The 15522-nt window shown below is 42.6% G+C and carries 9 protein-coding genes and 2 pseudogenes; 5 read left to right on the plus strand and 6 right to left on the minus strand.

Features of this window, described 5'->3' with window-relative positions; all coding sequences use genetic code 11:
• Positions 1-51: 51 nt before the first annotated feature.
• The 3 genes from L1D47_RS17700 to L1D47_RS17710 are packed head-to-tail and all read right to left on the minus strand — an operon-like array spanning position 52 to position 6094.
• Positions 52-1554: a hypothetical protein gene (locus L1D47_RS17700; RefSeq protein WP_239886224.1), complete on the minus strand. Its 1503-nt coding sequence runs from the start codon at positions 1552-1554 to the stop codon at positions 52-54.
• A gap of 15 nt (positions 1555-1569) precedes the next feature.
• Positions 1570-4491: a hypothetical protein gene (locus L1D47_RS17705; RefSeq protein ID WP_239886225.1), complete on the minus strand. Its 2922-nt coding sequence runs from the start codon at positions 4489-4491 to the stop codon at positions 1570-1572.
• Positions 4484-6094: a hypothetical protein gene (locus L1D47_RS17710; RefSeq protein WP_239886226.1), complete on the minus strand. Its 1611-nt coding sequence runs from the start codon at positions 6092-6094 to the stop codon at positions 4484-4486. Before L1D47_RS17710 ends, L1D47_RS17705 begins: the two co-directional genes overlap by 8 nt.
• Before the next feature lie 509 nt (positions 6095-6603).
• Here L1D47_RS17710 and L1D47_RS17715 point away from each other — a divergent pair.
• Positions 6604-8115 (plus strand): Fic family protein, encoded by a 1512-nt coding sequence (locus tag L1D47_RS17715; RefSeq protein ID WP_107006252.1) that lies wholly within the window; start codon positions 6604-6606, stop codon positions 8113-8115.
• Between the two features lie 382 nt (positions 8116-8497).
• Here the strand turns inward: L1D47_RS17715 and L1D47_RS17720 are convergent.
• Together L1D47_RS17720 and tnpA are read right to left on the minus strand one after the other, a co-directional pair.
• Positions 8498-8983, minus strand: a pseudogene (locus tag L1D47_RS17720) (transposase); the annotation flags it as partial.
• A gap of 59 nt (positions 8984-9042) precedes the next feature.
• A complete protein-coding gene (gene tnpA / locus L1D47_RS17725; RefSeq protein WP_037426855.1) occupies positions 9043-9459 on the minus strand; it encodes an IS200/IS605 family transposase in 417 nt (138 codons plus the stop codon).
• Between the two features lie 45 nt (positions 9460-9504).
• On the opposite strand from tnpA, the gene L1D47_RS17730 reads away from it, so the two are divergent.
• On the plus strand, positions 9505-10710 hold the full coding sequence (locus L1D47_RS17730; RefSeq protein ID WP_165564833.1) for an RNA-guided endonuclease TnpB family protein: 1206 nt from the start codon (positions 9505-9507) through the stop codon (positions 10708-10710).
• A gap of 44 nt (positions 10711-10754) precedes the next feature.
• Here the strand turns inward: L1D47_RS17730 and L1D47_RS17735 are convergent.
• Positions 10755-11300 (minus strand): annotated as a pseudogene (locus tag L1D47_RS17735) (transposase); the annotation flags it as partial.
• Between the two features lie 845 nt (positions 11301-12145).
• On the opposite strand from L1D47_RS17735, the gene L1D47_RS17740 reads away from it, so the two are divergent.
• The 3 genes from L1D47_RS17740 to L1D47_RS17750 all read left to right on the plus strand — a co-directional run bounded on the left by L1D47_RS17740 (position 12146) and on the right by L1D47_RS17750 (position 15295).
• Positions 12146-13309, plus strand: coding sequence for a nucleotide sugar dehydrogenase (locus L1D47_RS17740; RefSeq protein WP_239886227.1), 1164 nt, complete (start codon positions 12146-12148; stop codon positions 13307-13309).
• Positions 13310-13350: 41 nt separating this feature from the next.
• A complete protein-coding gene (locus L1D47_RS17745) occupies positions 13351-14358 on the plus strand; it encodes an NAD-dependent epimerase (protein ID WP_239886228.1) in 1008 nt (335 codons plus the stop codon).
• Positions 14359-14551: 193 nt separating this feature from the next.
• Entirely contained in the window at positions 14552-15295 is a 744-nt protein-coding gene (locus L1D47_RS17750; RefSeq protein ID WP_239886229.1) for a phosphatase, read from the plus strand.
• Positions 15296-15522 lie beyond the last annotated feature (227 nt).

A 15522-nucleotide genomic window follows, 5' to 3' on the forward strand; every position in this document is an offset into this window, starting at 1 on the left:
AGGTATTTATTATTAAGGGTTTTATGAGAAGACTAGAGTATTAGCAAGGCTTTAATCATTGCCGAATCCGTACTCATCTTGCATCGCTAATTCGTCATAGTTATTTGCCATGTTTTTTGAGAGATTATTACACTGCGGTTGCGTTAACCGTGGTTGAATTTTTGACGAAGCAACACAATTTTTTTCTAATTCATCTTTTAATTCGCCGGCTTCTAGTGATGCTGATTGATCGTTATCAACCGAAACATCAATTGCGTCAACAACATCGGTAGTTTGCCTAACATCGAAGTCGAGTTCTGCTTGCCCTGATGGCTGAATAATGTAGCGGTTGCCGTAACCGCTGAGATAGTCGTTTTTCAATTTTAAGTAAGCTGTTAACTGTGATTGTTCTGATATTAGTCCAAGACTGTCGAACGGAAGACGATCCTCAGGTTTATTATAAAAGTTGAGCTTCAGTTCACCGCTTTTATTTTGTGTTAATGTAACCCGGATATCCCCACCTTTTTCATTAATTTTCAGTTCTATATCATTGAGTGCTCTGGGTGAATATGAAAATAAAAGTGCATTAGTACTCTTAAAGTGATTGACGTTAATTTCTCGAATGAACTCACGTCGACCAGGCAGAATACATGCGAATAGTCTATTGTCAGTAAATAGTAACATCGCTGTATTAATTGCTCTGACGCTAGTCTCTTTTAAGATCATGCGGTTTAATTGCTTGAAATCAAACATATTTGATGAGAATTCAAAGAGTAATGACTCATTATTAAGTGCTTTCTTTCGAAATGATTCAAGACCGATGAGATTTATACTTTGAATGTGTTGATTCGTTTTAAAAGTGAGTTGTTCTCCTTCTAAGCTAAATTCAACTTTGCCAGTACCTGAACTATTGTAAAGACTTGTTAGTGTTTTTGCTGCGGCTTCGGTTAAGGGTAAAGAGCATGGTAGGTTAATATTATCTGGTAATTGCTTTGTTGTGACTTCACCGTTTTTTTGATAGCGGATCTCTTTAGAACCTTTTGTATATTCGACGAAATCATAAGGTATCAGTGCATTTGCTGACCTGATAATGTCGACTATCAAGCGCTTATTAATCTCATGATAAGCACGTTGTGTATTTTCTTTTCGATATTCAATATGATTTTTATAAGCAGGATCTAAATCAAACCGTGACATTGGAAAATGTATCGATTCATCGATTTTTTTGTCTTCTTTGAGCAATAAACAATACTCTATATTATTGTATTTCCCGCCTTTAAAGTTGAGTTGAAAAATGTGCAGACTTGATAACGCATGAAACTCTTTTTTTTGTTCTTTCATACACATGAAAAAATCAAAGTGAATTGAAAATTCATCGTTTTTTAGACCATGACCTTTTTCTAGTTCAATATCGATTTGCGTATATTCTCCAGGCGCACCACCAATGAGTGTCACTTGATTGTTATCTTTGTCGATAAATACGCTGATACAAGCATCAGCGTGACGCTTGTCTAGTGCATTTATCATTGCGAGAAATAGAGGGGATATTTTTGAAGGTATAATTAGCTTTGCCATAATGAAAATCCTATTTTATTTCTGAAAGTTCGATAGATAAATCTGCGTTTGTTGAACGACAAATCGCAAGTTAGTTGACCCAGTTTGCTGCTTGTGAGGGTTGAGTTTTGTTTCGAGTAACTTAGGTGTTAAAGTGATCGTTAACTTGCTTTGGCCTGTCGGTTGTCTGTGCACTGTGATTGATTCAGTTGATCTAGCAAAATGCTGCTTGAGCCTGCTTAATAAAATGCTGACTTTTGTCTTTCGATTTACCGTTAGCACAAAGCTTGGCGTTAGCCATTGCCAATGCTGCTGTCTAAATACCGCCGTGAAATGTCGTGCATTTTTAACATTACACGCTAACGTAATCGTCAAGACCGGTTGCGTCTCATTGCTTAACCGGATCTCAGGTAAATTGCGTAGTGCAGTGATTTGCGTTTTGTTTATCTCTGAATATTGATGTTTACCTGAGCATTGCCAAATTTGACTTAAGAGTGGCCAATTGACCTCTTTGGCTTTACGCATTTCGAGAAAAAGGTAGCGTAAAAAATCGAGTGGAAATTTTTCAACACGACCAAGCCATTGCTGATAATATTTGATCGTATCTTGTGTAAATGATGATAGATTTGTATTGATGTCGCAGTGCTGAATTGCGCTACTTTTTGCTGTTTTAAATAGATGCTGTCGTAATGTTGATTCAGTAAGTATTATTTGCTCATCGCGTTTCTGTTGAGTACCTTTTGCTTTGTAAACTTCACTGATCAAAGCAAGTTGACGTGAGAGATCATTTGAGTCATTTGCTAATCCGAGTAAATAACGAAGTTCGCTGTGTGTAAACTCACGAGCCTGTAAATCACCAAATCCAGAACGATAAAAAGGGTAAAGCCAATCTATGTCATGCAAATATGACCAGCGCGTTGTCGCGTAATTTTCATGCCCAATTTGGCGAATAATTTCATCTAACAGAATTGCATCATTGCGCAGAGAAAAAGGTTGTTCTTCTAACCAATAGTCGAACCGAGTTGCAAGGACTTCTTCATTGAGTAAGCGTTGCATATGAGCACTATCGCTGGTGTGTCGAGCGGGCTGTTCATATGCAAGATGAAGAGCTTGCAACGTAAACAGATGAATACCGCCATGCCTAAGATGATGAAATCTCGCGCTGGAGCCGCAAATAGCCTTTATAGACTTTGTTACCGGTAGTAAATAATGCAGCTGACGTGAGTAGTTTGGCTCATCAGTGAAACCGATCAGCGGTTCATAGGGTTCACAAAGCGCTTTGTTTTTAATGATAATTCTGACGAGAACAGCAAATTCTTCGGGGATGACTGTATATACAACACGCGAATGCCCACTTTTAGTTTTGCCGAGGTATAGCCGAAATAGATTTGGATTCGATGGAACAACAAATACATCTTTTAAACGTAGATGCAGCAGCTCGCCGCGGCGTAGCATCGCAAAATAACTAACAATGACGGTTACAGCGCAAAAGAGACGTTGTAACAAATGTCCCTTTTCTTGTGTGAGTAGTACTGAGACGATTTCATGCAGTTGTTCAATCGAGATACGAAAAGGATCAACACTAGGAGCACACAATGGTGATTCAAATTCGCTAAGATCTAAATGTTCAGTGATTGATTGTTGACGCATGAAGCGAAAAAAATAGAGCATGACGAGTTGCTCTGTTTCAGTCTCCAAGCTGTTATAAATGGTATGGGCCCAGAGTTGAAGCTGCTCCTGATCGATAGCTTGGTCATAGCTAAGTCTTTCAGCAAATTTCGATTGAATATTGCAGTACTTCTCGATTGTGCTGTCTGCTAGATTAGATTTTCTCACTCCTCCATACACAGTGAGTTCAAGCGTGTATCGATAGAGCATCGTTGGCAAGATATTATCTAACTGCCAACGTATTTCTTCGTCATATAATGAATGAATGTTATCGAGATTTTTAAATGAATTCAGATGGGGCCATTCTTCATTTTCTACAGATTTTGTATTTTCTGTGATTGCTTTTTTGTCATAATCGATGTCATAGATTTTGCTCAGCAGTTGTTTCTTTGTCTTATCGTCAACATAGATGATTGGATTTGCGACGTGTCGCTCGGGGTAACTAATATCTTTGAGTAGCGACGGAACAATATGATCGCGATAGTGCCACACTGCTTGAAAAAGATGTTGATTAAGGCGACTTGAATTACTTGATATTTCAAATGAAGTTAATAAATTTGTTAGTGATTTAAGTAGCCGCTTTTCAGTTTGTTGTCTATGTGAATATGATTGATATTCAGAGAGTAATTTATAAACAACTAATGGTAGGTGATAACGACTTGATTGTTGTTGCTCGTTATTCGGCTGTTTCGAAACATGTTTAACATTTAAATAGATCTGGTTTTCAACCTGCTCGATGCTGTCTTTATCATTAATAATGTTAGCAAGGTGAACAATCGATAACGGCGCAACTTCAAGCGAAATAGCTAATGCAACGAATTCAGCAGTTATTTCAAATCGTTGTTTAAAGAACTGAGCTTTGTATTTTTCATATTCAGTGTGTAGTTTATATGCATCATTTGCATTAGCTGTGATGCGTTGATACCACACTAAATCAGGATCTGGCCACGGGAGCTCTTCTACTTCCGGGATCTGCCATTGTAATATTTCTTTAAGATAAGTAACGATTGCTTTTAAAGCATTTTTGTATTGTCTTTGCTTTCCAGTCGGAACAATGCGAATAACTTTGTTTATCGTTTGTAAATCTTGAATCGTGAACTCACGTTTCTGTGTTGCTGATATATTGGCAACTTTTTCATCAGAAATGATAAGTGCAGTTGCATTGACTTTTGTTTCCGGCCAGTTTTTGATCACCCATTTGATTGATTCTATATCTGCATCAGATGAGCCATGACGTTGATGAAATTCGTATATTTCGTTAGCTTTTAATTGGTTGAATATATTAGACATATTTCAACTCCTTCAGACCATATCGTGTCGGCAAGCTGTTTAAAAATAAGGCTTGTTGTTCTCTGCTCGGCGGAAATACATGATCACTGCCGAGCCGTTCACCATATTCTGAGTGACCCATTAAACGGTCGATTTGATGCGTCGTGAGCTTCGGAATGATGCTTGTAGCTGCACTTTGTGAAAACTGATGACGTAACACATACGGGACGACACCTGGCGCTCGTTGATGTAAAAACTGTCGAAGTGATTTTGCTGTTATCGCTACGGCTTGACCGCTTTCATCGTATAGATGCCAGCTCCAGGGGAGTACGCTTGATAGTTTGAGTTGAGAAATGAGCTTTTGCTGAAGCGTCAAATAATAAAGAATTTGTTGTCTGAGATAATCACAAATTGTAATTTCACGTATGACCCCTTTATCTTTAATAGTTGCTCGACAATAATCATAATGTGATTGTTTATTGATAGATATCGCATGTGTCGGACGTGTACCTGTCAGCAATATAAACAGCAGTGCGACATGATTAGCGCACAGATTGTGATAATCGATTAATGCAGTAGCACTTAATTTTTTAGCAGACGTCGATGAAATTATCTCGTCGTTAAGATTGCGAAATATTGCAACAATTTCGCTTTCTGGCAAGATTCTCTGACTACCGTAATTTATTGACTCATCGATATGTTTTTCTAGTTCTTCACCGATCAACTTATTATGAAAACTCACACCGACCCTTGAGTTTGTAATATCTGCTGGAATATTTCTTCTTGCGTTATCGTTAAGCAGAGAAATATCGGGGAGTTTAGTCTTGCTTACTTTAGCGCTCGATGAGAATCTCAAAGTCAGTAGTTTGCTCAATCCTAAGTCATTTGCGAAAGTAAATAATCGGCTGAGATAACGATCTTGCGCGTGAAATATTTCTGCTCGAACTTGTTCACTATTTTTTTGCAAGTAAGCCGCAGCATGTCGATGATGTAGCTTATTTTCTGGCAGTAATAGTGACTTTGTTAAACTCGACAGTTCGTTATCAACACGAATACAGTGAGTAATGTACTGAAGAAACTGCTGTTTTTTTACTGACGGAAAGTGTTCAATCTCTGCGGGTTTACGCCATTTTTGGTGAATTAGATTGAACAACTGCTGTTTTTCAACTTCAGTTAACCACTCTTTGTCATAGTTTTGACTGCTAACGAATGGTTTAAAAATATGAATTAAACTGTTCGGGATCGGCTGCCATTCGAATATCGTATGTCTATCTTTAGTGATGATTTCACGTGCATAATATGTCCAGGACTTTCCATCATCAAATTTCTGATTTTTGAATCGATGTGCTTTGCATTCATCACTGCTTCTGACTCTATAGCAATCTGGGATGCTATCTGCTGTAGCTATTTCTTCATCATCAAGCTTTAAAAAATCATCTAGCTTTTGTGTAAGCCAAAGATATAAAAAGACAACTAATAATTCGGCTGATTTTGTAGATTGACTCAGTTTGTTCGCTTGGTGAAATACTTTAATGAGAGCTGTGTTAGTGCTGAGTCGGTCTAGCATGACACCACCCGCATTTAGCTTTCTATTCTGCTTAGCGTTCGCTTGTAATCTTCCCATCAGGTTTCTCAACTTCTCTAACTTAAACAATAAATGTCTGATTGACTCTGTGCTTTCGATCGTCTGCGTGAAGAAACATTACGCTCAAATAAAAAGAACACATCACAGTTCAATGACCAAAATGAGCACGCTATTTTTTATAGCGATAAAACAATGGTTTACAGCTGAAATTTTTATCGTTTTTTTGTTGAATGGGGGTTGTATGATGAAAAGTCAGTGATTTTGATAGGTAATCACCCGAAATGACAGAAAGGAGATTCGAGCGATAGGGCGGTGAGTAGTCACTAAGTGCTCGCCGGTTATAAATCTGTACTTTTTTTGGAAGGCTTATGGCCGGAAAGCTCTGTTTCTTGTATGCCTTTTCAAGCTAATGAGCATTAAAGCCTAAAAACAACAAATCATTAAAACCTATAAACTAATCGACATCAAAACCTATAAATGATATAACACTAAAACCTAGAGGTGAATGTAATAACTGGTAAGTATCATAAGTAATGGTTAGAGCGAGCATGAATGACATATCACAAAAACTAGCAGATTCGCTTGAGCAATTACAGCAGCTTCAAGAGTCAGGGGCTGTTGCTATCCAGTCAAAACGACTCGGTCGAGTGCATCGAGAACGGCTCTTAAAGCATGGGTTTATTCGTGAAGTTATTCGGGGTTGGTACATACCGGCGATGCCTGATGAAAAGCCTGGCGACAGTACATCTTGGTATACTTCTTTCTGGGATTTTTGCGGTGCATATTTATCGGAACGTTTCGATAAATCCTGGTGTCTCTCACCTGAGCAATCACTTAGTCTGCATATCGGTGATAGAACCGTACCTCAGCAATTGCTCGTGCGCTCGCCCAAAGGCAATAATAAGCCCACCGCCTTCCTACACAATACCTCGATTTTTGATGTCAGGTTGAAGATGCCCGCCGCAGAACACATTGAAAATCTGGAAGGGCTCAATGTATACAGCTTAGCGGCAGCACTTGTTTATTCTTCGGTGAATCAGTTTCAAAATGCCCCCATCCAAATGCGTACTGCCTTATCGATGGTGACAGATGCATCCGACGTATTGTCCGTTTTACTCGCCGGTAATCACAGTGTGATTGCCGGCCGATTAGTGGGGGCTTTTAGAAATATTGGCCGAGATTTGATTGCTGACAATATATTAAAGGGCATGCAAGCGGTCGATTTGAAAGTGCAAGAAGAAGACCCTTTCGCCGAGAAAGTACAGATTAGCTTTGGCCGTCGTGATGTCTCGCCCTATGTTAATCGCATGCGGTTAATGTGGGCGCAAATGCGTGAAAGTGTTATCGCGAATTTCCCTGAACAAATACAACAAAGCGTCGATATCGAAACCTACATGGCCGAAGTGGAAGACAAATACGTCACAGATGCCTACCACTCACTGTCCATTGAAGGCTATCGGGTAACTCGCGAATTGATTGAACTGGTTCGCTCTGGTAACTGGCAAGCTGAAGGTTCAGATGAGAGTAAAAAGCATTTAGATGCTATGGCAGCCAAAGGCTACTGGGATGCGTTTCAGGAAGTTAAAAAAGCGGTTCTATCGGTGTTAGAAGGTAATAATCCTGGCGATGTTTTGGAACAGACGCACAGCGATTGGTATCTCGCCTTATTTGGCCCAAGTGTGGCCGCCGGTATTATTAAACAATCGGACTTGGCCGGTTACAGAACAGGGCCTGTCTATATTCGCCAGTCTATGCATACCCCACCTAATAGGGACGCGGTTCGCGACATGATGCCGACACTCTTCGACTTGCTCGCAGAAGAAGAAAATGCAGCAGCCAGAGTGGTGCTGGGTCACTTCATTTTCGTCTACATCCACCCATACTTTGATGGTAACGGCAGAATGGGAAGATTCATCATGAATTTAATGATGGCCTCAGGCGGTTACCCTTGGACAGTCGTACCCGTCGAACGACGAGATGAATATATGCAAGCATTGGAAGCAGCCAGTGTCAAACAGGATATTGTCCCTTTTACACAGTTCTTGGCATCGCTACTTTAACAAAGGGCTGACGGCATATTACTAAAACTCTACCTCATTCTGGTTTGGCTTGTTGAGACGGTAGTTCCGCTTGGTCCAACTATGAAGTCAGGGCCTTTCTTGCCAGCAGTGAGGGCCTCCGCAGCCTTATCTGCTGACCGTGCTATTTTAGCAGCGCCAGCAGCATTTCCAACAAAAGGTACCATTGCAGCCATTGATAAAGCAGCACCCTCATAATCACCTCGGGCAGCGGATACTCCTGCGTTAGCTAAATCTGCAACCTCGCCAACTACTGGAATCATTCCAACTACATCAAGTCCGGTTTGAATGCTATCCCAGATTCCCCATCCTAAATGGCTAGGGTACTCCCTGCTGCTTCGCAGGGAGTACCCTAGCCATTTAGGATGGCGTTCGTGGTGTAAATCACCTTGCGGATTTCCGGCGGATAATCGAAGAACACGCTTAAATGCTCCCAATTGTTACGCCAAGATAAGCTTATAGTCGGATGTTCATCATCCCACTTCTCTGCAAACTCAGTCAGGGCTATTTCCGCCTCAGCTAAGGTTGCTGCACCGTAAATCCGTTTCAGATCGGCTACGATGGCTTTGCGTTGTTTCCAGCTTACATGTCGCAGGGGGTGGCGAATTTGATGGACGATACACAATTGCACTTGAGTCTTAGGGAATACGGCTTCGATAGCTTCCAGGAAGCCCTTGAGGCCATTGACACAGGCAATGAAGATATATTGTACACCACGGTTTCTTAATTCGTTCATCACCGACAACCAGAACTTCGCACCCTCGGTCTGCGCCATCCAAAGGCCAAGTAACTCCTTCTCGCCTTCTGTGTTGATACCTAAGGCCAAGTACACAGATTTATCGGATAGCGCGGAAAACCTCGCCGTTCAGGGCGAGGATGAATAGCGCAACGGCGAAGCCGTTCTGAGGGCTACGCCGGAGTTTGTTGCTGCTCAATATACTGCCGGATGATCTCAATTGGCGCACCACCACAGCTCCCCGCAAAATAACTGGGCGACCAGAGCGCACCTCCCCAGAGTTTCTTTTTGATCGAAGGGTAATTCTTTTTTCGGATCATTCGGCTGGATACACCTTTGAGACTGTTAACCAGATTCGACACGGCCACCTTCGGCGGGTAATTCACCAACAAATGCACATGGTCGTCTTCACCGTCGAACTCAACCAGCTCTGATTCAAAATCAAGACAGACCTTTTCAAAAAAGATTTTTAGATCATCCAGCACTTCTTTGGTAAAGACATTTCGTCGGTATTTTGTTACAAAGACCAAATGAACGTGCATTTTAAAAACGCAATGCCTGCCATGCCTTAAATCGCTTTCAATTTCCATAGACCAATCTATAATTGAGTTGTATTGACACAGTATGAGCAAGCCATGCAACGACTGCAAGCCTACAAATTCGAACTGATTGTCACTGGAGAGCAGCAGCGCCAGATGCGCCGCTTCTCCGGTGCTTGTCGGTTTGTCTATAACAAGGCGCTGGCGTTGCAAAAAGAACGACATGAGCAGGGTGAAAAGAAACTATCGGCCTTTGAACTGAATAATCTGTTACCACAATGGAAAGCAGAGCCAGAAACAAAATGGCTGTCTGATTCACCTTCTCAAACGCTGCAACAGTCGCTGAAAGATTTAGATCGGGCGTACAAAAATTTCTTTGCCAAACGAGCAGACTTCCCGCGCTTCAAAAAGAAGGGTCAGTCAGATAGCTTTCGCTATCCACAAGGGGTGAAACTGGAGCAAGGCAATAATCGACTCTTCCTGCCCAAGCTCGGCTGGCTGCGTTACCGCAACAGCCGGACGGTGGAAGGTGAGATTAAAAACGTCACGGTCAGTCAGGTTTGTGGTAAGTGGTATGTATCGATCCAGACCGAGCGGGAAGTTGAAATTGCCGTGCATCAGGGCGATGCCATCGGCATTGACATGGGCATTGCCCGCTTTGCCACCCTGTCCGATGGCCGTTTCTACGCCCCGCTCAACAGTTTCAAACGGCACGAAACCGCTTTGCGCAAGGCGCAGCAGGCCATGAGCCGCAAGGTAAAATTCAGCAATAACTGGAAAAAGGCCAAAGCCAAAGTTCAGCGCATTCATTCCAATATCGGCAACAGCCGCCGTGACTACCTGCATAAAATCTCAAACGACATTAGCAAAAACCACGCGATAGTCTGTATTGAAGATTTGCAGGTCAAAAACATGTCAAAATCAGCGGCAGGAACCGCCGAGCAACAGGGTAGGAATGTTAGGGCGAAGTCAGGCCTGAATAAAGCCATTCTTGATCAAGGCTGGTTTGAGTTCCGTTGCCAGCTCGATTACAAGCTGGCATGGAATGGTGGCCACCTGATCGCCGTTCCACCGAAAAACACCAGCCGGACGTGTCCGTGCTGTGGTCACATATCGAAGGATAACCGCGCCACGCAAGCTCGGTTTGCCTGTGTGGAATGTGGCTTTGAAGAAAACGCCGATGTCGTCGGCGCGATCAATGTATTAAGGGCGGGACACGCCCGATTAGCCTGTGAAGTGAGTGGTGCAACAATGCCGCCAGCAGCAGGAACCCACCGAAGCGAGTCCGGCGTTCGCGCCTAACCGCAGTAGGAATCCTCGTCGTTTACGGCGAGGAGGATGTCAATCTGTACAGCGCCAGAATCGCGGCTACGAACAACCAGGCAATCGAGATACACCACAGGGTACATTGAATCGAGGGGCCGCTGTTGCCATTGCTTCACTTCGTCCAGCACTTCATTGGTGACTTGCGAGATAAATGTTGCAGAGACTTCGACACCGTAAGATTCCTCGAAATGAGCCTGAATATCGCGAGTCGTCATGCCTCGAGCATAGAGAAAAATGATGCGGTCATCGAAACCACCTAATTGCTTTTCACCTTTCTTTATCAGCTGCGGGATAAAGCTGCCGTTGCGGTCACGAGGAATATCCAGGTCGATTTCACAGTGAACGCTGCGTACTGTTTTCGTGGACTTTCCATTACGTGAGTTGCCGGAGTTCTTACCTTCTGATGCATGTTTAGCATAGCCAAGATGCTGCTCCATTTCGGCATTTAAGGCACGCTCAGCAACCTTTTTGGTGAGTTGTTTGAGTAATCCAGCTTCACCGAGAATATCATCTGGAGAATTACAGCCAACGAGTAGCTGATCGATAAGTTTGTCTGTTATTCGCACATGGTTAGATAGGGACCCTGCGAAATGTGATAAACACGCTAAAGCTTCTTGATTATCACTTCTGTCTTATTTTCCATCACACCGAAAAAACAATGAACGACACCACTTTAATTGCTAACCTTTCTTCTTCCTGCTAGCGAAGTAACTCACTGCAACAATGAATAACGTGGCTAGCGTAAATACTGCTAACGAACACAATATGAATATTTCAGGTGACATAATGTCGCTCCCCATGTTAATCCCACTATCCATTATAACAAAAGCAGCCTACTTTCGAAGTCGCATAACATCTTTGACTGGCAACAAGCAAGGCCCATCCGCTGGGACGACGCTATAGTAATGCTCTTTTATCTTGTTACTCCTACACATCTATATGCTTAGGCGTAAATTCGAGTTTATCAGATCAAGCGTAAAACCCCACACTTCTAGGGCGGGGATGAAAGCGCCGCTAACTTTGCTGCTCGTGAACTACTCGCTGCTTTAGCTGCGAGTAGTTCACATGGCACATTTCCGATCAAAGTTTATTGTCCTCCGACAACTTCACCAGATATCGAAGAAATGGACGATGCCCATAAGGGACTGGAAAGCGGCCATGAGCCAGTTTATGATTATATACAGTGACCGTGTATCACTAAGACAAACAGCCACTTACACAAAAGATCTTACAGTCTCATAATAGAAGCCTCAGGAATCTGTGCTGACGGATAACCTTATACCCTTAGAGTGATTTTAGAGCGCTCGCCTGGTTAATCTATCTGAATCATTGGTTTATGATTTTTTGCAGTAGAGTTTTATTTACGAGTGAGCTAATGTTGCTTCGAGTTAGAAGTTTCTTAGGAATTTAAATGAAGATAGTGGTTGTAGGGACAGGTTATGTTGGTTTGTCGAATGCCGTTTTGTTGGCGCAGCACAATCAGGTTTGGTCGTTAGACATATCTTCGCATCGGGTGGCAATGGTGAATGCCGGGCGTTCACCTATCGCCGATGACCTTATTGAAGAATATCTGCAAAACAAAAAATTACAGTTAAAGGCTACCACTGACAAAGACGTCTATCGGGGGGCTGATTATGTCATTATCGCTACGCCAACAGACTATAACCCCAAGACCAACTACTTCGATACGACGACGGTCGATGAAGTCACACAAAACGTTATTGCCGTAAATCCTTCAGCTTGTATCGTCATAAAGTCTACTGTACCTGTAGGGTTTACCAGAGTGCTAAGGAAAAAATATAACTCAGCTAATATCATATTCTCTCCCGAATTCTTAAGAGAGGGTAAGGCCTTGTACGATAACCTTTATCCATCAAGAATTGTCGTCGGTGAACGTTCAGAGCGCGCCGAACGTTTTGCTCAGTTACTTACTCAAGCTGCACTTAAACCTGATATTCCGCTTCTTTTTACGGGAAGTACCGAGGCGGAGGCGATTAAGTTATTTGCTAATACTTATTTGGCTATGCGAGTCGCTTATTTTAATGAGCTTGATACCTATGCCGAAACTCATGGTTTAGATCCTCGACAAATCATTGATGGTGTATGCCATGATCCAAGAATAGGGGATCATTATAACAACCCTTCATTTGGTTATGGTGGATACTGTTTGCCTAAAGACACTAAGCAACTTTTAGCTAACTATGATCAGGTTCCCAACAATTTGATTGCAGCTATCGTTGATGCAAATCGAACTCGTAAAGATTTTATCGCAGATGCCATTATTGCCAAAAAGCCTCGAGTAGTTGGCGTATATCGGTTGATTATGAAAGTGGGCTCAGATAATTTTCGAGCCTCAGCAGTGCAAGGCGTGATGAAACGAATTAAGGCCAAAGGGATCGAAGTGGTCGTTTATGAGCCTGTGCTTGAGGAAGAAGAGTTTTTTCGCTCTCGAGTGATACATGATTTAGCAGAGTTTAAAGCGACGTCTGATGTTATTATTTCCAATCGAATGGTTGACGAGTTACAGGATGTTAGCGAAAAAGTATATACCCGAGATCTTTTTGGTCAAGATTAAGCGCGTTGTGCACAGTGGCAAAGAAGTGTGAGAAGAATAATATGAAGTACTTGGTTACTGGTGCGGCGGGTTTTATCGGTGCACGTGTCTGCGAGCGTTTGTGCGAAGCAGGTTTTGAGGTCGAAGGTATAGATAATCTAAATGATTATTATGATGTTAGCTTGAAGCTGGCTAGGTTAGATAAATTGACTGACTTAACTAACTTTAAGTTTAATCGAGTTGATCTTGCTGATAGGGAAGCCATGGCTGAGCTTTTTGCTAACGGTGGTTTCACTAGGGTTATTCACTTAGGCGCGCAAGCTGGTGTTCGTTACTCAATCGAAAATCCATATGCCTATGCCGATAGTAACCTGGTTGGTACGCTTGCTGTGTTAGAGGGGTGTCGACAACATGATATAGAACATCTGGTTTTTTCCTCTTCCAGTTCGGTGTATGGTCTAAACAAGAAGATGCCCTTTGCAACGTCGGATTCTGTCGATCATCCTGTTTCTTTTTATGCTGCAACGAAAAAAGCTAACGAGATGATGGCCCATAGTTACGCCCATCTTTATGACCTGCCTACAACAGGGCTGAGATTTTTTACTGTGTATGGTCCTTGGGGACGTCCCGATATGGCGCCAATGTTATTTGCCGATGCCATTACCTCTGGCAAGCCTATTAAGGTGTTTAACCAAGGGGACATGAGTCGCGACTTTACTTTCATTGATGATATTGTCGAAGGCATTCTTCGGGTCGCCGATAAAGTGCCACAGAAGCAGATTGATTGGACCGTAGAAAAGGGCTCCGCTGCTACCAGTAGTGCCCCATATCGAATTTATAACATAGGCAATGGTTGTCCAGTTCGCTTATTGGATTTCATTAGCGAGTTGGAGGATGCCCTTGGGCTAAAAGCTGAGAAGGTTATGTTGCCTATACAGGATGGCGATGTTCAAGCCACCTGGGCCGATACTCAAGACCTCTTTAATGCTGTTGGTTATAAACCACAAGTTGGTATCAGTGAAGGGGTCAAAGCCTTTGCTGAATGGTTTAAGGGTTATTACAAAAAGTAAAGGCAAAACGGTTAATGGGGCTTAAGGGCTAGATACTTTGTTTTAGGAGAGTTGTATGTGTGAGTCGCATTCTAAAAGACTAAGAACAAGTAGCAAGCCTCGCAGCGTTATGGAGTAATGCGGTTGAAATGAGTAGACTAGTCCCTCTATTGTCATTCTTCTTTAACCTGGCCCCATGCTAACGGATTCGCCGATGAAATTCCTTGTTGATGTTCATGCCCATACCATTGCCTCAACCCATGCCTATAGTACGGTCCATGATTATCTGGCTGTGGCAAAAGAGAAGGGCATTAAGCTGTTTGCTATCACTGATCATGGCCCAGATATGGCTGATGCACCTCACTTTTGGCATTTCGTCAACATGCGTGTATTGCCTCGGATTGTCGATGGTATCGGTGTGCTGAGAGGCATTGAAGCCAATATTAAAAACGACAAGGGTGATATTGATTTCTTTGGTGACTACCTTGATGAACTAGATATCGTGCTAGCCGGGTTTCATGAGCCCGTTTTTCCACCATCCACTCAAGCTGCCCACACTCAAGCATTAGTCAATTGCATTGAAAGTGGTAATGTAGACATCATCAGTCATCCGGGTAATCCTGCTTATCCTATCGATATCCAACGTGTTGCCAAAGCGGCAGCAACCCACAATGTTGCCCTTGAGATCAACAACTCCTCATTTTTGACGTCACGAAAAGGTAGCTTGAAAAACTGCACCGCGATTGCCCAGGCAGTAAAAGAGGCTGGAGGCTATTTGGTTCTGGGCTCAGACTCCCACGTTGCTTTCAGTTTGGGTGATTTCGAGAAAGCTATCGAGTTGATTCAAGCCGTTGATTTTCCGATTGAGCGGATCTTGAATAGTAGTCCCAAAGCGCTGCTAGACTTCTTAACGGCAAGAGGTCATAAAGGGCTGGATGAGTACGCGGGAATTGTTTAAGGGGGGATGCTTCAATTAATGAGAGTAGTCTCGTCATGAGTAAAAGCACAACTGCGCTATCACTTATGGTTAAGTGAGGCTGCCGACTGAAACTCCACGTTCCACGACCCAAGCCCCAAGACTCACGACCCCAGCCGCCACTCCTCGACATTTAGGCAGCAAACTCCTCGACTACCATTCCATCTTCCCTTCGATTACTTGTTATTTCTTTTTGGTATAAATAAATT

The organism is Shewanella sp. Isolate7 (assembly GCF_022398425.1).
In the GTDB taxonomy this organism is placed as follows: Bacteria; Pseudomonadota; Gammaproteobacteria; order Enterobacterales; family Shewanellaceae; genus Shewanella.

Coding starts and splice junctions, on each gene's coding strand:
- L1D47_RS17700 (WP_239886224.1), bottom strand. CDS start 1,554: ATGGCAAAGCTAATTATACCTTCAAAAATATCCCCTCTATTTCTCGCA.
- L1D47_RS17705 (WP_239886225.1), bottom strand. CDS start 4,491: ATGTCTAATATATTCAACCAATTAAAAGCTAACGAAATATACGAATTT.
- L1D47_RS17710 (WP_239886226.1), bottom strand. CDS start 6,094: ATGGGAAGATTACAAGCGAACGCTAAGCAGAATAGAAAGCTAAATGCG.
- L1D47_RS17715 (WP_107006252.1), top strand. CDS start 6,604: ATGAATGACATATCACAAAAACTAGCAGATTCGCTTGAGCAATTACAG.
- tnpA (WP_037426855.1), bottom strand. CDS start 9,459: ATGGAAATTGAAAGCGATTTAAGGCATGGCAGGCATTGCGTTTTTAAA.
- L1D47_RS17730 (WP_165564833.1), top strand. CDS start 9,505: ATGCAACGACTGCAAGCCTACAAATTCGAACTGATTGTCACTGGAGAG.
- L1D47_RS17740 (WP_239886227.1), top strand. CDS start 12,146: ATGAAGATAGTGGTTGTAGGGACAGGTTATGTTGGTTTGTCGAATGCC.
- L1D47_RS17745 (WP_239886228.1), top strand. CDS start 13,351: ATGAAGTACTTGGTTACTGGTGCGGCGGGTTTTATCGGTGCACGTGTC.
- L1D47_RS17750 (WP_239886229.1), top strand. CDS start 14,552: ATGAAATTCCTTGTTGATGTTCATGCCCATACCATTGCCTCAACCCAT.